The 19,106-nt window shown below is 51.7% G+C and carries 18 protein-coding genes; 2 read left to right on the top strand and 16 right to left on the bottom strand.

Features of this window, described 5'->3' with window-relative positions:
• Nucleotides 1–40 precede the first annotated feature (40 nt).
• Entirely contained in the window at nucleotides 41–1,378 is a 1,338-nt protein-coding gene (locus tag KZ483_RS16345) for a sensor histidine kinase (RefSeq protein WP_220348514.1), read from the bottom strand.
• Nucleotides 1,375–2,061: a response regulator transcription factor gene (locus tag KZ483_RS16350; RefSeq protein WP_220348515.1), complete on the bottom strand. Its 687-nt coding sequence runs from the start codon at nucleotides 2,059–2,061 to the stop codon at nucleotides 1,375–1,377. The genes KZ483_RS16345 and KZ483_RS16350 overlap by 4 nt, the downstream gene beginning before the upstream one ends.
• A gap of 278 nt (nucleotides 2,062–2,339) precedes the next feature.
• Here KZ483_RS16350 and KZ483_RS16355 point away from each other — a divergent pair, with 278 nt between their 5' ends.
• Entirely contained in the window at nucleotides 2,340–2,744 is a 405-nt protein-coding gene (locus tag KZ483_RS16355) for a DUF6223 family protein (protein ID WP_220348516.1), read from the top strand.
• Nucleotides 2,745–2,979: 235 nt separating this feature from the next.
• On the opposite strand, the gene KZ483_RS16360 is transcribed toward KZ483_RS16355, so the two are convergent.
• The 4 genes from KZ483_RS16360 to KZ483_RS16375 all read right to left on the bottom strand — a co-directional run bounded on the left by KZ483_RS16360 (nucleotide 2,980) and on the right by KZ483_RS16375 (nucleotide 5,994).
• Nucleotides 2,980–3,516, bottom strand: coding sequence for a YhcN/YlaJ family sporulation lipoprotein (locus tag KZ483_RS16360; protein ID WP_220348517.1), 537 nt, complete (start codon nucleotides 3,514–3,516; stop codon nucleotides 2,980–2,982).
• A gap of 99 nt (nucleotides 3,517–3,615) precedes the next feature.
• Nucleotides 3,616–4,626 carry a stage V sporulation protein AD gene (gene spoVAD, locus KZ483_RS16365; RefSeq protein ID WP_220353486.1) on the bottom strand — a complete coding sequence of 337 codons (1,011 nt, stop codon included), beginning with the start codon at nucleotides 4,624–4,626 and terminating at the stop codon, nucleotides 3,616–3,618.
• Nucleotides 4,627–4,651: 25 nt separating this feature from the next.
• A complete protein-coding gene (spoVAC, locus tag KZ483_RS16370) occupies nucleotides 4,652–5,119 on the bottom strand; it encodes a stage V sporulation protein AC (RefSeq protein WP_220348518.1) in 468 nt (155 codons plus the stop codon).
• Between the two features lie 14 nt (nucleotides 5,120–5,133).
• The gene (locus KZ483_RS16375) at nucleotides 5,134–5,994 is read right to left on the bottom strand and encodes a DUF421 domain-containing protein (protein WP_220348519.1); all 861 of its coding nucleotides are present in this window, start codon (nucleotides 5,992–5,994) and stop codon (nucleotides 5,134–5,136) included.
• Between the two features lie 399 nt (nucleotides 5,995–6,393).
• Between KZ483_RS16375 and KZ483_RS16380 the strand changes: the two genes are divergently transcribed.
• Nucleotides 6,394–6,600 carry a DUF1657 domain-containing protein gene (locus KZ483_RS16380; RefSeq protein ID WP_220348520.1) on the top strand — a complete coding sequence of 69 codons (207 nt, stop codon included), beginning with the start codon at nucleotides 6,394–6,396 and terminating at the stop codon, nucleotides 6,598–6,600.
• A 78-nt stretch (nucleotides 6,601–6,678) separates the two neighbouring features.
• Here the strand turns inward: KZ483_RS16380 and KZ483_RS16385 are convergent, their stop codons facing one another.
• From KZ483_RS16385 to KZ483_RS16430, 10 genes are all read right to left on the bottom strand, one after another.
• Nucleotides 6,679–8,979: a glycoside hydrolase family 127 protein gene (locus KZ483_RS16385; RefSeq protein WP_220348522.1), complete on the bottom strand. Its 2,301-nt coding sequence runs from the start codon at nucleotides 8,977–8,979 to the stop codon at nucleotides 6,679–6,681.
• Nucleotides 8,980–8,991: 12 nt separating this feature from the next.
• Nucleotides 8,992–9,822, bottom strand: coding sequence for a carbohydrate ABC transporter permease (locus KZ483_RS16390; RefSeq protein WP_220348524.1), 831 nt, complete (start codon nucleotides 9,820–9,822; stop codon nucleotides 8,992–8,994).
• Between the two features lie 6 nt (nucleotides 9,823–9,828).
• Nucleotides 9,829–10,716: a carbohydrate ABC transporter permease gene (locus KZ483_RS16395; protein ID WP_220348526.1), complete on the bottom strand. Its 888-nt coding sequence runs from the start codon at nucleotides 10,714–10,716 to the stop codon at nucleotides 9,829–9,831.
• Between the two features lie 72 nt (nucleotides 10,717–10,788).
• Nucleotides 10,789–12,177, bottom strand: coding sequence for an ABC transporter substrate-binding protein (locus KZ483_RS16400; RefSeq protein WP_220348528.1), 1,389 nt, complete (start codon nucleotides 12,175–12,177; stop codon nucleotides 10,789–10,791).
• Between the two features lie 128 nt (nucleotides 12,178–12,305).
• A complete protein-coding gene (locus KZ483_RS16405; RefSeq protein WP_220348529.1) occupies nucleotides 12,306–14,129 on the bottom strand; it encodes a sensor histidine kinase in 1,824 nt (607 codons plus the stop codon).
• A 12-nt stretch (nucleotides 14,130–14,141) separates the two neighbouring features.
• Nucleotides 14,142–15,692 (bottom strand): response regulator transcription factor, encoded by a 1,551-nt coding sequence (locus tag KZ483_RS16410; protein WP_220348531.1) that lies wholly within the window; start codon nucleotides 15,690–15,692, stop codon nucleotides 14,142–14,144.
• Nucleotides 15,693–15,776: 84 nt separating this feature from the next.
• Nucleotides 15,777–17,027, bottom strand: a complete 1,251-nt coding sequence (locus KZ483_RS16415; RefSeq protein ID WP_220348533.1) for an NAD(P)/FAD-dependent oxidoreductase — start codon at nucleotides 17,025–17,027, stop codon at nucleotides 15,777–15,779.
• The gene (locus tag KZ483_RS16420; RefSeq protein WP_220348535.1) at nucleotides 17,024–17,359 is read right to left on the bottom strand and encodes a (2Fe-2S)-binding protein; all 336 of its coding nucleotides are present in this window, start codon (nucleotides 17,357–17,359) and stop codon (nucleotides 17,024–17,026) included. Before KZ483_RS16420 ends, KZ483_RS16415 begins: the two co-directional genes overlap by 4 nt.
• Nucleotides 17,356–17,634, bottom strand: coding sequence for a (2Fe-2S)-binding protein (locus KZ483_RS16425; RefSeq protein WP_220348536.1), 279 nt, complete (start codon nucleotides 17,632–17,634; stop codon nucleotides 17,356–17,358). Before KZ483_RS16425 ends, KZ483_RS16420 begins: the two co-directional genes overlap by 4 nt.
• A gap of 8 nt (nucleotides 17,635–17,642) precedes the next feature.
• The gene (locus tag KZ483_RS16430; protein ID WP_220348537.1) at nucleotides 17,643–19,085 is read right to left on the bottom strand and encodes an aldehyde dehydrogenase family protein; all 1,443 of its coding nucleotides are present in this window, start codon (nucleotides 19,083–19,085) and stop codon (nucleotides 17,643–17,645) included.
• Nucleotides 19,086–19,106 lie beyond the last annotated feature (21 nt).

Genomic DNA, 19,106 nt, shown 5'->3' on the forward strand with positions numbered 1-19,106 from the left:
CTGAACGGACCTCGCATCCGTTGATTATATTCGCAATTTGCTATGCACAAGGCAGATACACGGTAAACTGGGTCCCACGACCTACCTCACTTTGTACCGAAATGGAGCCTCGATGAGCCTCGACAAATTCTTTTGCAATTGCAAGTCCCAGACCCATGCCGCCCGTATGACGGGAACGTGATTCTTCAACGCGATAAAAACGGTCGAACAGGAAGGGGAGCTGCTCCGCCGCGATACCGACTCCGGTGTCCGTAATCGAGACGGAAGCGAAACGCGACTCGTCATGGGAAGTATCCGTAATTCGGATCGAAATCTTTCCACCGGACGAGGTATAACGCATGGCATTGATCAGCAAATTATAGAATACTTGCGTAATCCTGTTAGGATCAATGAACGCATTCATTTTTTGTGCCGGATACGAGCGAACAATTTCGATATGTCGTTCTTCCGCTTCCGGCTTTAACATATCGATGATCCGATCCAAAACGGGAACAAGATCGGCCTTGGATCGGTCTAGCTGCAATTTACCCGCTTCGGCCAGCGTTAACTGGTGGAGATCGTCGACGAGCTTGGACAAACGAATTACTTCATCCTGTATAGGCAATAAGGTTTCCGGAGGAATGTCCCGTCCTCCCTCTTGTATCATTTCCATATGACATTGAATAATGGAAAGCGGCGTCCTTAACTCATGCGCCACATCGGCTGTCAAATTTTTTCGTACCTCTTCTGCGCGAAACAACTGCTGTGCCATATGATTGAGCGCTTCGGTTACTTTCCCGAATTCATCTCTTGTTGTCACGGGAATGCGAATGTGAAGCTCTTGGGCTGCAATTTTGTGTATGGCGGGGATGAGACGTTTCAGGGGCTGCGTTAATTTCTTGGTTAACCATAAGCCAAGAAGCAATGCAATGATCCCCGTTAAGGCCGGTACCCATAAACCTTGGGTGCGCATGGAGTCCAGTATATACTTCTTTAATAGATAATCTTCGGCCGATTCCCACCCGTCGACATAGATCGTGCCGACCGTCGTTCCGTTTACCATGACTGTATTCAGTTTCCCCTGCTGTATCAACGACCCGGGAACGCTCGACCCTCTAAAAAACAAGATGTTTTCATCAGGAGACAAGGCAATCTCGCGTTGATCCGTATTTCTCTGCTCCAATCCGTCTGAAATCTTCATTTCCTCTATGCCTTCCCATGAATTTTTATGCTCCTTATAGTAGATTTCAAACAACTCTGTCGTTTTTTCTTTGAAGTAACGTTCAAAACGGCTTTCTAAGTATCCTTGGGTTGCCCCATAGTAGCCCACCGTGACAAAAAGAACCAGAACCGCCATCGCGCCAAACAATTTATCTCCGATGCACCACTGAACGTTCATAACTTGTCACCGAATCGATAACCGAATCCGAACACGGTTTGAATATATTTCGGGATCGCCGGATCGTTCTCGATTTTTTTCCGCAAATTGCTGATATGGGAATCGATTGTGCGCTCGTAGTTGATGAAATCATCTTGCATGACCGATTTCATCAGTTGAAGCCGACTGAAAACTATACCGGGCTTTGCGGCCAAAGTAATCAGTAATTTGAATTCTGTAGGAGTAAGAACAATTTCCGCGCCTTCCTTCATGACTTGGCATTTCGATTCGATAATCGTCAAGTCTCCCCTTAGCATCGTCTGAATTTCTTCGGATTTACCCTGAATGCGGCGTAATACGGAACGTATTCTCGCCGCCAACTCTCTCAAACTGTAAGGCTTTGTCATGTAATCGTCGGCTCCGATTTCCAAACCGATAATTTTGTCCGTCTCCTCTGTTTTTGCCGTCAACATAATGATTCCATAAGACCCTATGTTCCGAAGTTCGCGGCAAACTTCAATGCCGCTCATTCCCGGAAGCATCCAGTCTAAAACAACCAAAGCCGGACGCTCCGTTCTGGCTGCAGTCAGCGCATCCTTGCCCGTCGTGGCGCTCACAATCCGAAACCCTTCATTTTGTAAATATGAAGCCATCGCCTCAAGCATTTTCACTTCATCGTCAACCAGAAGTATAGTTGTTTCCATCTAAAACCCCGCTTCCTTCTGCCGTTTTTACTCGTATTATAGCTTTATTTTTAAGCAAAAACATAAACACCATGAAAAAAGAATATGTTCTCCACAAGTCCTTAACATCGGCTTGATAAACTATGTTTGAGCATGAGATGAACGCGGCAGCAAGGTGTACATAAATAGAAAATTCAACCCGCTAGAAAAAAGAATCTAGGAGGAGAAAGAGTGGCCCCTATCAGGGTACGTTACATTGTGTCAGTTTTTTAAAAACAACAAAGAGGAGTGATTAACAAATGAAAATGAAGCTAGTTTCATTCATAATACTTTGTGCATTTCTGCTTGTTCCAACTATTGCCTCTGCTGAAGTGACCAACGGTAATGTCGTATACGGATTAACCCCCGGTCGACTCTGGGCCACGATGGACGCGGTGGTGGGGCTGATCAGCGCGGTCATCGGCGGGCTGTCTCTGGCCCGCTCCGCCGGTCGTTTCGGCACCGGCTCCGGGCGACGCGGGGCTATCGTGGCCGCGGTGGTGGCGCTGATCGTCATAGTCTACGCTGGGCTGCATCTGGCCAACTTCACCGGTGGTTTCGGCACCGGCAGCGGGCGAGCCGGGGCCATCGTGGCCATTGTGATGGGGCTGACCGGCATGGTCCTCGCTGGGCTGACTCTGGCCCGCTCCCGCCGCGCCGGCTGACCCGGGCCATGGTGCTCTCCGTTGTGGTTCCTGTCCTTCAACGAACCAGATTAACCAATTTGAGTGCCGGTGAACAAATTGCACGGTTCTCGTTCCCTGGTAAGCAAACAAGTACCCTCCTTCCCGTTATCTTCGACAGGCAAACGACCGTACTCGACGTCGTATTGCTTGAGGAAGACGAAGAATTAATACGAAGGACCCGGAGGCACAGCCTCCGGGTCCTTCCAATTCGTTATTATCGGCGGGTCGGGAACATTTTCTGGACCATCAAATTAAATTCCTTGAAAAACCCGGTAACCGGTCTTCCCTGTCGTACATCCATAACATACGCGTTCACCCGGTCGATAAACTCGGGATTGGTTGAAACATATACGTTGTCGATATTCGGATCTGTTGCCCGCACCTGCCTCGCAATGTCGGCTTCCATAGCGGCATTGAAACGTCCTTTCTTGGTATCGATCAAAGCGGCTACATAGGCATTACGATTCGTAACCAGAACGTTCGCCTGCCTGACGCCTCTTATCCGGACGATGCTGTCGGCCGCTTTATCGGCGACTTGAATACGTTCATTGAGGTTCGTTTGCCCTTGGTTTTGTGCTTGGTTCTGACCTTGGTTTTGTGCCTGGTTCTGACCTTGGTTCTGTGCCTGGTTTTGCGCTTGTCTTGTTCTCATCTGATTATCCGGATTGTTGTTCATACAACCGGTGGAAATTACCGATACGGCGGCAATCAGCATTACCGCGCCCAGAAGGCTGTATTTTTTCCTTCGCATGCAAATCAACTCCTATATGTAAGTTGATGTTATTATGCGGCAAGGTTTAAATATTCATACAGAAATTCTGTTCATTACCAGACGGCTAGCTTTGCCTGATCATTCCCGGCTTTCGATGGACACGGCATGCGCAATGCCCGGAATACTCTCCCCTTGCTGAAAGGATAGCGGCGAGAGCAAGGCGCCGGTGGCGACGACAAGAATGCGTTTCAATGCCCCTCTGCGCATCCGGTTCAACAAATGGCCGTAAGTCACGACCGCCGAACAGCCGCAGCCGCTGCCCCCCGACTGGACCATCTGTGTGTTGTAGTCATATATCATCATTCCGCAGTCGGCATATGTTGTTTGGTGCATCGGCACCTTATGCTTGTCAAACAAGTCGCAGGCAATTTCATACCCCACCTTCGCAAGGTCGCCGGTTACGATCAAATCATAATAACCCGGCTCGATTTGCAAATCGCGAAAATGCGCCTGAATCGTATCCACTGCGGCAGGCGCCATGGCAGCGCCCATATTAAACGGGTCTTTAATGCCCATATCGATGACTCGTCCGATCGTTGCCGAGGTGACTACCGGTCCTTTTCCTTCGTGCGACACGAGAGCGGCTCCAGCGCCGGTGACCGTGAACTGGGCTGTGGGCGGCTTCTGAGATCCGTATTCCGTCGGATAGCGGAACTGCTTCTCCGCGCTTGAGTTGTGGCTGCACGTACCGGCCAGCACATGCTTCGCGCCGCCCGAATCGACTATATAGGAGGCAAGTGCCAGGCTTTCCATAGAAGTCGAACACGCTCCGAATACGCCGAGGTATGGAATCGTTAAAGTTCGAGCCGCAAAGCTGTTGCTGATAATTTGGTTCATCAAGTCGCCGCCGACATAGAAATTGACCTGCTCCTTCGTTAATCCCGCATTCTCGATAGCCAGCTTCGCCGCTTCCTCGAGGATCGTTTTCTCCGCTTTCTCCCAACTGTCCTGTCCAATTGTCGAGTCCCCGTGAATAATGTCAAAATCGTCGGCAAGCGGACCGCGGCCTTCGAACGGGCCGACAACGGTCGCTTTGGCTATAATTTTGGGCTCGTTTCTGAATACCCAGCTCTGATGCCCTTTTAATATCATCCAGATTCACCTCTCCTGCCGTTCATGGATTAAAAATCAGTTTAAGAATGCCGACGATAAAGGCCGCAACCGCTCCAAATACAATAACCGCTCCGGCAAGCTTGAACATGTTCCCGCCTACGCCGAGCACGAGTCCCTCGCTTCTATGCTCAATAGCCGCAGACGCCATGGAATTGGCGAACCCCGTGACAGGTACGGCAGATCCGGCCCCCGCCCATTGCGCCAATTTGTCATAGACGCCTATACTCGTTAATATGACCGATATCAGGATCAATACCGCGACAGTAGGATTGGATGCTTTCTCTTTCTCAAAGCCTCCTAAGTGGACGAACATATCCTGTATCCCTTGTCCGATTAAACAAATCAAACCGCCTACCAAAAAAGCGCGGATGCAATTGGCAAGCACAGTGCGTTTTGGTTCTCTCCTGCTTGCCAGCTCGATGTATTCCTGCTGAACGGGTGTCAACTTTTTCTTCTTGTTGTTTGCCAAAATCCCACCAACTCCTACCGGGTAAGGTACGGTTTCAGTTCCGTAATTGATTTTTCCAGTTCCTTGGAGCACCGTTCATACATTCTCTTGGCTTGTTTATCCTTTGTCGAGAGTCCGAACATCTCAAGATCGGCTTCGCACTTTTTGAGCTGAGCCAATAACGAGGCCCTCAGTTGCGGTTCTGGAACTTTAATCTGATCGTCGAACAGGTCGACGAATAATTGTCCATAAGAATCGACTTGTCCGAGAAATACATTCTCGACGGCTACGCCCAGTTTCTCCAGTTCGGTGAGAACCCACTGACGGCTAAACCCGCTTGCGGCTAGCGGTTCATTCATGATTTTACCGTCCATAATAATCGCTTGCGGCGCTTGCTCCGGCGCTACTTTGATTCCAAGATGGGCTGCAGTCAACGGTTGGTGTTCCTTCTTGAGAAGTACATTGATATCGCCGCTTGGTTCAATCAGAGCAAATTCTACATCGGCCGCTTTAAAAACATTTTTTTCCCGCAGTTGTTCGAGCAAATCGTCGGTGGAAAGACGTTCGTTTTTTAAATTGTCCTCAAGAATTTTCCCGTCCTTGATTAACGTAGTACCTTTACCTTCAAGCAAATCCCGGCCCCGTTTGGTTTTCAGCTGGAAAAACTCGATTGCGAGCGAGACCGTTACCCAGACCCCCAAAGCCATGAAACCGAGCCCCCAGCTGGCATCCGTATCCAATGAAATGTAAGCGGCCAGGTTGCCGATCGTGATTCCGGTAATGTACTCAAATAATGAGAGCTGCGATACCTGGCGTTTGCCCAAAAGTCTTGTCAAAAAAAAGAGAAATACAACGGCAAACAGGGTGCGTAAACCGACTTCAGCCCAGTCTGGCATAATACCAACAACTCCATTCCTAAATTAGCTAGGATCCGGCCATACCTCTCTCGTATGGCCGGATCCATGATTACTTCGGCTCTTTAACGCATACTACTTTCGAGCAAAACTGCTTCAATCCATCCCATCGTCCCCATATGCATTGGTGGCATTTACCCGGCTGTCTCGGCTTGTGGGGCTCAGTCCCCGGAATTAACAGCTTCAAAGATGTTCAACTCCTAGTCCCACTATGTATGTGATCAGTATGATCAAAATAAATATCCCCAAATTGCATATTTATATGTATTTTTCTCCTGTTTTTTATAGATTACCATTTTATGGGTCGTATGGTTTCCATTCAAAAGGATAACTTATTTATGGTAATCATTAGACAAATGGTAGAACGTGGAGGTGATACCCGTGACCGTCGCATCCGATGTCAAAACATGTCTGGCTTCCTTAAAAAGTGCTCAAGCCAGTCTGGAGCAGTTCGCCCTAAGCACTCAAAATCAGGAAGCGAAAACGATGTTCACGAATGCGGCTCAATCGGCTGAACAGATCGTGCAGCAAGTGCAAGCGCGCGTCCAGCAGCTGGAAAACGAGGAACCGCAATACAAAGGGTTTTAAAATCGGCAAAAAGCAGCCATGATCAACTGCACATGGCTGCTTTTTTCGGCGGTTATGTCCGCTTTACGTTCTCACTCATTACCCGCGAATGCGTTCATACTGCTCCTTGTCTACCATACGCAGGCCGAACACTCTTCGAACCCGTCGTCCGGGATGAGCCTGGAAGGTGACGGTAACCGTCTCTTTACCCTGGATCATCGTTTCGGGAATGATATAATTCACGTTAAAAAATTTATCCGCTTCGTCAAATCCCGTCTCGACATCGGTTAGCGGACTGCCGTCCAGAAGAATATCATACTCGCAATCCGGCATTTCCTGAGCGGCCGTATAGGTGACGACAAGCAAGGCCTGGGCTTTAGGGTCGACTTTCATATCAAAGGAGAACCAGCCGCCCTGGCCCGCGCTCCGATAAGCCCGTTTATTGATTATTCCTACTCTCGTTGTCGTATCCCCCTGGAAGTTATGATCGCGCTCAGGCTGCATTTCACCCGGTTGAACGAAATCAACTGTACACTGCTCCAGAATCCGGATTTTTTCCCGGGCAATCACATACTCTTCCTCCGCCGACGCCCATTCCTCTTTCGTAAAGAAATCCCAGTAGACGGAGTACATTCTGGCATGCATTCGGTAGAACGGATAAAGCTGCACATCCCGTGGATGGCCGGCATTAATCGTGCGGAACGTGTTGGCCATTCCCGGTACAGGCGCAAGCCAATCATTCAGCGCGGCCTGTCTTGGAATCATCACAGGCGTATACAGGAAGTTACCGGCATCCGGGTCGTCCAGAGGTCCCAGATCACCTGCAAGCACCAATGGGCCGAACATGACAGCAGCCCGCTTAGCGTTGTCCGGCATCGATTCAAGCCGCAGCGACATCGGTATGGTTACATCGATTTGATCGCCATCCGCCCAAGTACGGTCGAGCTTGATAAAGCTGCCCGGCCCGTTATCGATCAAAATCCGTTCGCCGTTGATTGCCACCTCAATACCGTTCTCGGCCCAATAAGGATACCGGATGTTCATCGTAAACTTTACCGGCTGCGTGCATGACAGCGTAAACAGAATCCTGTCCGACTCCGGATAATCCGTCTGCTGAAGCACTGTTACACCTTGGTCCTTCCATTCCAGCGAGGAAGGAATATATTGATTGACATAGAGCTCGTTCTCGCTGTGGAAATAAATCGCGCTGCCGTAGCTTGCGTGATTCTCCATACCCGTGCCGATGCAGCAGGTAAAATCATTGAATTTATCGTCAAATACCTTCTGGCCGCCCATAGCCAGGGATACGAAATAACAGACGCCGCCCTCTACGGGATCCTGCGAAGCCAGTATATGATTATAGAGCGCACGCTCGTAATAATCAGCTTCCTTCGCGGAGCCGTTCCACTCGAACAGATGCTTGGTGAGCTTCAGCATATTGTAGGTGTTGCATGTTTCCGTCGTATGAGGTCCGAGACGATCGTTCAGACTGTCCGCATCCGCAAAATATTCACCGAAGCTGTTACCGCCGGTTACATAGGAATGATGATGTACGACCCGGTCCCAGAAAAATTCCGCGGTAGCCCGGCGTTTATCGTCGCTGGTAAGCTCATATTCTCTCGCGAGTCCGATCAGCTTCGGAATCTGCGTATTGGCATGCTTCCCGGGCAGGCAATCCTGGTGCGCGGCAAGCGGATCCAGCACGAGCTTGTGCCAGAAGCGCTCGGCCAAGCTGAGATATTTCACTTCACCGGTATCCGCATATAAATCCGCAAGCACCTCGTTCATGCCGCCGTACTCGCATATCATCATTTCTTCCATTTGCTGCTCGGTAATCTGCGAGAAGATAGTTTCGTACCAATCCGCCAGTTTCGCCGCCAGCGCAAGCGCTTTATTATTACCGGTAAGGCGAAACGCATCGCGAAGACCGGCTAGCAGCTTATGCACCGTATAGAGCGGGGCCCATACACCGTTCAAGTCGAAGCCCTTCGACCGGATATCGCCGGAAGCAACCTCCAGGAAAATCTCTTTCCCTCCTGGTATACCCGATACATAGCCGTCGCCATGCGCGGCCTGGCAGACCTCCAGCTCATCCGTTATGTAATCGACACGCGCTTTGAACCGGGCATCTCCGATCGACGCGAAGAGCATCGAGCAGGCAGAGAGGTAATGGCCCAGCGTATGTCCCGATAGACTCATCGCTTCCCATCCTTCGTACTGAGGCGCTTTCGGCTCCAGCCCGGCATACTGCCTGAACCGGGCCAGCAGCCGGTCCGGTTCAAGCTCAAGCAAATATGCGGCGTTCAGGTCCATTGCATGCTTGAAGGGTCCGCCCAAAACAGCCACATCCTGTAAAGCAAACGCTTTAACCTTTGTTTCCGCTTTCACATTCACCGCCATACTATGTCCTCCTTATCCTTTAAGCCCCGTTAATGTGATACCTTCAATAAAATACCGCTGCCCGATAAAAAAGACGATAATGACCGGTGTAATAACGACTGTCGAGGCTGCCATCAGCAGATTCCATTGCGCGCTGTGAAGGGACTGGAACATCTGCAGTCCCAAGGCTACCGTATACTTGCTCTCTTCGTTAAGGTATACGAGCGGCCCCATGAAGTCATTCCATGAACCCATGAAAGAGAATAATCCGATAACGATCAAAGCCGGTTTCGATAGAGGCACGATAATCTTCCAGTAAATCGTCAGATGCCCCGCCCCGTCCACATAGGCTGCTTCATCCAAATCTCTCGGAATCGTAGAGTAAAATTGCCGGAGCAGAAAAATATCGAATGCCGAACCGAACCAGGCGGGCAGAATAAGAGGATAATAGGTATTGATTAGCCCGGCCAGCTTCCAGCCGATAAAGGTAGGAATGAGAGTCACCGCGCCCGGCAGCATCATACTCGCGAGCAGCAGCGCGAAGATGAGCCTTCTTCCCGGCCACTGCAGCCTTGCATAGCTGTAAGCTGAGACCGAGCTGCTGATGAGCGCGCCGATAAGGCATGAGACGGTAATGAACGCGGTATTCCGGAAAAACCTTGCAAAATCGACCGTCGTTAAAGCTTCCGTATAATTGCTTAGTTTGAAAGGAACCGGAATCCATACCGGCGGCATCTCGAAAATTTGCATCGATGTCATGAACGAGCTTCTGACCAGCCAAAACAAGGGAAGCAGGCAAAAACACGCGCCTATGATCAGAATCGTGTATACAGCAATTTGACCTGCAGCATTCTTCCTCTTCATATGCGTCTATACCTCGCTTTCATAGAAGACCCATGATTTGGAGGTTTTGAAGAAAATCCCGGTGATAATCAGAATGATGATAAACAATATCCAGGCAATAGCGGATGCGTGGCCCATCTCTCCAAACTGGAACGCCTCCCGGTAGATGTAATAGTTATAGAATAAGCTCGCATTGTTGGGTCCGCCCTGCGTCATTATCAACGCCTCGGTGAACACCTGGAACGCTCCGATCGAGCCCATAATGAGGTTGAAGAAGATGATCGGCGTCATCATCGGTATCGTGATGGCCCGAAACTTCCGGAAAACGCCGGCCCCGTCGACGGTCGCCGCTTCATACAAGGAGCGCGGTACGCCCTGAAGTCCCGCCAGGAAAATAATTACTGTGCTGCCTATCCCCCACAGGCTCATGAAGACGATCGAAGGAATAACCGTCGCTTCCGAATCCAGCCACAATATCGTCGGCAAATGGAGAGCTTCCAGGAAGCTGTTGAGCAGCCCGAGATCCGGGCTGAACAGCCAAATCCATATCATCGAAGCGGCTACGGCAGGAACTATGACCGGCAGATAGAAGATCGTCCGGAATATGGATTTTCCTTTAATAAAATCCTGATTCAGCAGCAGCGCAACCAGGAACGACATGGCCAGACCGATCGGTACCCGCAGGATGACATACTTGAATGTCACCCACAGCGATTTGTAAAAATAAGGGTCGGTGCCGTCAAATAAACGGGTATAGTTGCCGAAGCCGATAAATTTCGGCGTATTTACCGTACGATAGTCGGTAAAGCTGAGCACGAAGCTGCTGAGCATCGGTAAAGCCGTGAACAGCAGCAGCCCGAGTATGCTCGGCAGCGCGAACAATATGCCAACGATGGCGCGGTGCTTGCCGATCATGGAATCCCTCCTCGACGGACGTGAGCCGGGAAGCCTGCAGCAGTACTGCCGGACGCTGCTGCAGGAACCGGCTTATTTGCCGTAGTAGCCTTGAATGAGCGGCTGCACCTGCGGTTCGACCGCTTTCAGAGCGGTCTCCGCCGTCTCTTTCCCTGTCCATACTTTATCAAGAGCAGGCGTAACCAGCGCGCTGATCTTCGCCAGGTTCTTCACTTCGAAGCCTGGTGTGCGGACGCCATTCTCCATCGTCTGTTTCATAAAGGCATCCACATAGCCTTCCGGATGAGCTTTATTGCCCTTCGCCCATTTCGCAACCAATTCGGGGTTCGTGTACCACTCTTTCTTGAGCGGCATCCACAGTCCGCCCGCATGAAGCGGCAGGGTCGATTCCGGGTCGGCCATCCATTTGTACAACAGCCAGGCCTCTTTCGGATGCTTGGTTGAGCCGAAGATGACGGTCGGAGCACCGTCGGACAAGGTATTACTAATTTTCAGCTTCGGCAGCACGCCTACTCCCAGGTTGAAGTCCTGTTCGGCGAATGCCTGCAACCCCCAGTTCCCTGATACGGTTATCGCAACCCTCTTGGTCTGCAAGGCCATATCGGGTAAGCTCTTGGTCTGCAGCGGGGTCGGTGACACATGATATTTGTACATCAAATCGGCGAGCTTCTGAATCGCCTCGATCGCCTCAGGCTGAGCCAGTCCGAAGCCTTTGCCGTCGGGAGTCAGATAATTGCCCTCATTGGATACGACAGCGGCCATCATGTTATAGGGATCGTATTGAAAACCGAACTGCTTTATTTTCTTCGGATCGAAATTGGGGGATAACGCATTGTTCCCATTCTCATCTATTGTCAGCTTTCTCGCTACCTCAAGGAATTTATCCCAGTCCCATGCGTCGGCCGCTTTCGTCGGCGGCAGCTCCACTCCGGCCTCCAGCAGCATGTCCTTGTTATACATGATGCCGTAGCCTTCAACAGCCGTACTCATACCGAGCGTCTTGTCAGGGGCCCAGTTGTACCAAACCTGATCCAGATAATCTTCCTTTCTGAAGTCGGAATCCGCTTCAATCAAGGGATTGAGGTTTAGCAGCTTTCCATCTTCAGCCCATGCCAAGGCCGTTCCCGCCGGCATGTAACCGAGGTCCGGAGCAACGTTGCCTGCGACCATCGTAGTAATTTTCGTCGTATAGTCGGAAGGAATGTGCAGCGGCTCGACCTTGATCCCTTCATGCTTGGCTTCAAATGCCTTGAGCGCTTCCGTTACGGTCTTCTTCTCAATCGTATCGCCCCAGAATGCAAACTTGAGCGTGATGGTTTCCTTTCCCTCGGCCGCTGCCCCTGCCGGGTTATCCGCACTATTCCCCCCATTGTTACTTCCCGCTGAGCATCCGGTCAGCAGTAAGACAGCAATGACACATGTAGACAAGGCAATCGTCCAATACCGTTTAACGTGAGCCATTCACATCTTCCTCCCCTGAAAATGTTTTAAAACCGCCCGGGAAAATTTACTGAATATTCACATTAATAAGTGTAGTACAACAACCGGCCTGTCATATAGTCGAACATTTTTGTAAAGGTGGACGATTTTTATAGGTTTGTGCCTGGAAGTGTGATGATGACGATTGTGCCTTGTCCCTCCAGCGAATCGATACGGACTCCGTAGCCGTCGCCATAGATCAGCTTGATTCTTTTGTTTACATTTTGAATGCCGATTGAATCCTGTCCGCTGGCTGCGATCTCCCTCAGCTTGCCGCTGCTGATCCCTCTTCCGTTATCTTCGACGGCAAAGTACCGATCACCATCTTCGATCCATCCGCGAATGCGGATTTCCCCACCGCTTTCGATGCCGGAAAATCCGTGGATAATCGCATTTTCCACAAAAGGCTGGAGGAACAGCTTGGGCACCTTATACTTGTACAGCTCCGGCTCTATCTCGAAGGCAACGGTGAATTTACCTTCGAAACGGTTATCGATAATATAGATATAATTCCGCAGCCACTCCAAATCGGCACCGAATTCGCCGATATCGTGCTGATTTTGCGATGTATATTGAAGCATGGAGGATAAGCTGATCAGCATTCGGCTGATTTCCTTCTGTTTATTTTCAAGCGCCATCCAATTGATAACATTCAGCGTGTTATACAGAAAATGAGGATTCAATTGAATGTTAAGCGCCATAATTTCCGCTTCTTTCTCGCGAATGGCCACTTTATAATTTTCCTCGATCAATATTTTGATTTTCGCGCTCATTTGATTAAACTTACTGATCAAATATCCCATTTCGCTTTTGTTGTTTATTGGAATTTTTGTTTCAAAGTCGCCTTCCCCCGCCTTTTTGATCGCCTGAAGCAGCTTCTTGACCGGTTTGGTTATCGATTCGGCAAACAGAAACGCAAACAGGAGCGAGGCGGCGACCAATATAACCGCAAGATAAAACGTATATGACCTGATAGTCGGAATGAACGAGCTCATCAGCTCCTCAGGCGAGATGACGATTCCGGATATCCAGCCCGTGACACGAGAGGTGTCGAAACAGACGATCATCGGCTTGCCCCCGCTTGAAATCACAAGCGAGCCGCTTCCTCGTCGGGCCATATCGTCCAACCATTCCGGCGTTTCCCGGGCAGCGATCTTATTCTTGTCGCTGTGAGCGATAATATCGCCTTCTTTACTGGTCACGAAGAACGAAGCCCCTTTGACAGGGAGGCTGTTCTCGAACACATCCAGGTACAGATCGGGCTGGTAATTCACGACAAGTACGGGAAGCTCCGCCCTGCCTTCAAGCGGAGTCATATCATTGCCGTCCAGTTGGAACAGCTTCAGGAGCCGGACCGCAGAAAACAGGTACCGGTAATCGATGCTTGCCGATTTCAAATAATCGCTGTGAAACATATCCGCAAAGTCGTAGGAGGGGATCCATGAAAGCCCGCCGTCCATCCTCATAGCTTCCCGGTAAAGCTGCGTGCTTTTGAAAGCGGCGTATGGAATAACCTGGGAAGAACCGAAATTGGCATAGCCGGTTATAAGATGGACGGAATAAATATTGTTGAATTCCGAGAAATACTTGCTTTCGATGCGCCTAATGTTCTTTTCCATGGTGATCATCCTGTATTCGTCGCCCTGCCTGGCGTTCAGAAATTCCTTGAACAGATCCTGGTCGGCGATCATCGCCAAGGAGCTGTCCGTAATGCGGGAGAGCTCCGCATCGATCATTTCATTATTTTGCTTGACGATGGAGTGGATGTTTTGCCTGGCGAACTCGGATACAAAGTCCATACTGGCCCAGTAGTATTTGTAGCCCATAATGCCGAGCGGAACGATAATCAGAATCATATAGGATACCAGAAGCTTTGTTCTGAAGCTCGGATGGCGCATTCTTGATAGCCGGGAGCGGGTGTAGCTGATCCTCATGAGCTTCATCCTTTATTGGCTCACGGTCCGGTGTCGGTACTCATCCGGCGCCGCCCCATACTCTTTTCTGAATAAGCGGGTAAAATATTTCACATCCTGATAGCCGACCATTTTGGCGATTTCATAAATTTTCCTGCTGGTGTTTAACAATAAGTGCTCCGCTCTGCGCATCCGGATTTTCAAAATATAGTCGCTGATATTCGTTTGAGTATGGTTCTTAAAAAGCAGACAGAAATAGGAGGCGTTGAAGTGGAATTTACGGGCGAGGAAGCCCAGGGACAGCTCATCAGCAAAATGCTCTTCGATATAAGCTTTACACGCTTCGATAACCGCTTCGTTCCGTTTACCTCTGCCGCCGCGAAGCATATCGATCATGCCATGCAGCATCCGAATGGCAGTGTCTCTCAGCTGCCCGATATCCTTGCATTGCATAAGCTCGTCGGTGAAATCCGGCGCCAGCAGCGCCTTCAGCTTCTCCTCATAAAGCGCGATCGAATGCATGACGGCATTGGCGAAGCTGTAAACAAACCGTTCGGGGTTGGGATAGCCGTCCGTAAAGCTGCGGGAAATCGAAGCGTCGATAACATACGTGACACGTGCTTTATCCGCTTGCAGCAAGGCTTCCGCCAAACGTCGCGGATCAATTTTTACCGCTGTAAGCTTGCGCTTCATATCCATTTCCCGGCCGCAAACGACTCTTCCGCCGCCGGTATAAAATTTGCACCGGAGCGCATTAACCGCAAGCTTATATGAATGCCCAGCCTCCGACTGCATTTGCTTGAATTCGGTGCCGGCTCCGATGGTAACCTCGATGCCGTATTCGGCAGACATGCTGCGAATAAATTCGTTCAGCCGTGCCGCATGGGCCGGGGCTGGGAAAGGGGCTTGCTGCTCGGGGGTACTTATTACAGTTACGATTCGGTCGATGTTGTCGGGAAGAAAGAATGCCGCATGCTGTCCATAATCGGCAAGGATTCGCTGCAAATTGTTTTTCACTTCCTGCCGAACCCGCTCCTCGTCTGCGGCTGACTGAGGGTCGGCATCCCCCGAACGCTGAAAACCGATCTCGGCAACCAGCACGATCCCTCGCCCGCCCGGCGGAAACAAGAAGTGCAAACGTTTAAGCTCATTGTCCGTAATCGTACCCCGCAGCAGCTTAGCCATGAGTACATCGCAGTTTTCCGCACTTTCGGCTTTCACCTTGTTCTCGATATCCTTCAGAATCTGTTCGACCTTCGATTCCCCCACCGGCTTGAGCAGATAGTCGAATGCCCCCAATCGGACCGCTTTTTGCGCATATTCGAAGTTTGAGTACGCGCTGAGGATAACAATGCTCATTTCCTTGCAGCGCGAACCAAGGCTTTCCATAAGCTGCAGCCCGTTCATCGTCGGCATTTGGATATCGGTGATGATAATATCGATGAGATTGGAATCTATACACCGAATGGCCTCCGCACCGTCTTTCGCATCATAGATTCGATACTCGGGTCTCAATTCTTTGATCAGGAGGGTCAGCCCTCTCCGATGTCTGGGCTCGTCGTCGACAACTAACACGCTGAACATCGTTTTCACCCCTCGCCAGAGTATAGAATTGTACGGCTCTAATAATGGAAAAGGGAAAACCGCGGGCGGTTCTCCCACTTTCTGTCATCTCTCGGCTGTCATCGTTTCCCGCCACAACCGGTATACGCTGCGCCTTGCCTCCGCGATCCCCGGATGAAATTGAATTAGTGCAGAGGAGCGGACCCGGTGAACTTCCGCCTCTGCTGTTAAGACAAACCTCTCCCCTTCTTCTCCGGACGCTCCGGAATCGCTGCAGATCGATGCCGCCGCCAGCCTGCCCTGAGCGGCTGCGACGAGAGCGCTTTCCACACCGGTTATATTGCCTGCCACATACAATCCCTTCACCGGCGTCCGCATTTGCTCGCTGTGAACAGGGATGTATCCGCCCAGCTCTGGTACGTGAATAAAGGGGCAGCCAGCAACCGATGCCAGCTCGGCCAGCGGATATAATCCGCCTGCCAATGCGACGAAGTCTACGGGCTCTTCACGTTCGCTGCCCGGAACCGGTGAACCGTCATCGTTCACTTGGGTCAGAGTGACGGATTCGACACGGCCCACTCCATTAATGGAAACGACGGCTGTACGCAGCCGGACAGGGATACCCCATACGTTGACGCCTTTCCCTGGAAACCATTTCACAATGAGCCGTGAAAGCTTCATCGCATTGGCCAGCTGCCCGCCGTAACGCATAAATGCCGACGGAGCCAGATGAGACAGATTCATAAGCAGCTGCAAATTCGTCTCCGGAAGGGCGGATTTCCCGGAGAACGGCCCTGCGGCGGGAAGCACGATTCCCGCCAGATTGACGCCGCTTACCGCCAGTTCCCTGGCAATCGCCATGGCGAGCACGTTCACTCCGATAATGATCCCCCGTTCCCCCGGCTTCACATAATGAACGTTCGTCATGACCTGCGCCGCGCCGATCGACATGACTCCGGGAAGCGTCCAGCCGTCGGCCGGTATCGGGGCTTCGGCCGCACCTGTGGCGAGAAGGACATATGGAGCGGTCATTTTGCCAAGGGAAGTCGAAACCTCCCACTTATCCTCCTTCTGCAGGATACCGTAGACGGAAACGCCGCAGCGTATTTCGACGCCCGAACGCCTGTTTTCCTCGATAAGCTCAGCCGCCAAATGCCTGCCGATCCACCAGCCTTTACCCCGCTCTTCGTGAAATTGCCCCGGCAGGCGTCCGCCGGGCTCTGGGAATTCGTCGACAACCGCCACACGCAGGCCGTGACTTGCCGCGACTGCTGCCGCCGATAACCCGGCCGGACCGGCCCCTACGACAATAAGATCCTTCTGCGATTGCGGCTGCAGCTGCGGTTTATGGTTCATGGCAGCATTCTCCCTGTAATTTCATTGGACAGCTGCTTACCTTCGGATATATGCATCCCATCCTCGAGCGGAGTGAGGCAGGCGCGCACCTGTCCAAGCCCCTCAACGTCCACCCTGCATTCCATGCAGTGGCCGATGGCGCAGTAGAACCCTCTCGGGTTGCCGGACTCCTCATGCCTTCTGAGCATCCGGATGCCGGCAGCCAATAAGGCGGCAGCTATCGGCTCGCCCCGTAAGCCCTTCATACCGGCACCATTAAACATGAATGACACTGATTCCCTATCAGGCCCGGGACCCAAAATCGGATGATTCAATATCCGGTTGGAATTCATGTCTCTTCACCCTTTGCTAGCTGTCCGAACGTTATCGGACGAATTGGCGGACGGTGCGAGAGCAGCTCAATGTCATGCTGCGTCTTGCCGGGAACTAATTCCCCGATCCATGCTTCGACGAGCCGGCGGCATACCCTGCCCTGACACGCTCCCATTCCGGCTCTTGTTTTCAACTTCAATTGGCGGGCTGTGCACATTCCCGAGCGGTAAGCATCCTCAAGCTGCCCGATCGTCACTTCCTCGCAGCGGCAAACGATTATTGATGTCTGCATCATACAGGGCTCTACGACCGGGCAAAGCTGATTGCGCAGGTCTTGACCTCGGAGTAGAAATCCAGAGCCGACTGTCCCTGCTCGCGGGTGTGAGAGCTGGACAGCTTCATGCCGCCGAACGGCGCCTGGTATTCGACGCCGGCCGTCTCCTGATTGACCCGGACCATCCCGGCCTGCGCTTCCTGGAGAAAGCGGTGCGCATTGGAGAGGTCCTGCGTGAACAATGACGCGCTAAGTCCGAACACGGTCTTGTTGCAGAGTTCGATCGATTCTTCGAAATCTTCAGCCTGCAGCACGGAGACAAGCGGACCGAAGATTTCTTCCTGCAATAGCGGGTGATCGGCGTCAACCCCGGCAGCCACCAGCGGCCTTATGAAGTATCCGTCGTTCACCTCCGCGAAGCCTTCCCCTTCGGCCACGATATCCGCCTGCTCGCGCGCCAATCTTACATAGGACATAACCGTCTCGTATTGTCCCGCCGAAGCGACCGGCCCCAGATAGGCCGACGGATCGAGAGCCGGCGCAAGCTTGACGGCGGACACCGCTTTACGCAAAGCGTGGATGAACGGCTCATAGATCGCCCGTTCGACAATGACTCTGCTTGTCGCCGTACATTTCTGGCCTGCAGAGCGGAACGCGCCGCTCATAATCATGGGCACCGCCTTCTCCAGATTGGCATCCTTCAGCACCACTGCCGCGTTCTTGCCGCCCATTTCCGTCTGGTACTTGATGTTTCTCTTCGCGCAGCATCCTGCAACGTGCAGACCGGTTGCCGTAGAGCCGGTAAAACTGACGCCATTTAGTTCGGTTTGGTTTAGCAGAGCATCGCCGATCCGGCTGCCTTTGCCGATCACCAGATTCAGAACGCCGGCGGGGAGCTGGGCTTCGGCAAACACTTCAGTCAGTCGCGAAGCCGTCAGCGAGCCGAATTCCGCCGGCTTCCAAATCACGGTGTTGCCGCATATGAGTGCGGGGGCGATTTTCCAGATCGGAATGGCAACAGGGAAATTCCAAGGTGTTATTATACCGACCACCCCGAGCGGAACCCGTTTTGTATATTGCAGAACATCGGCTTCGTTAGAAGGAATGACGCTGCCGTTTGCCCGGACGCCTTCTGCGGCGTAATACCGCAGCAGGTTTACCCCCCGCATGACTTCCCCGCGCATTTCCGTAATCGGCTTGCCCATTTCCATACTCGCCAAGGTCGCGATCTCGCCAAGCCGCTCCTCCAGCTTAGCCGCGATTTTGTACAACGCCTCCCCGCGCGCTGCTCCCGTCAGGGCCGACCAGGAAGCGAATGCCCTGCGCGCCGCTTGCTCTGCCTCCATGACGGACGATGAATCCGAGAGGCGAAGAACGCCTACCTGTTCCCCAACGTTCGAAGGATTCTTTACGACAATTTCCCCTGCGCTCGGAGCGACCCAGTCGCCTCCGATCCAGTTTCTGCTTTCCATCTTCAAGTACCTCCCCGTATT

The sequence above is a fragment of the Paenibacillus sp. sptzw28 genome, assembly GCF_019550795.1.
Lineage (GTDB): Bacteria > Bacillota > Bacilli > Paenibacillales > Paenibacillaceae > Paenibacillus_Z.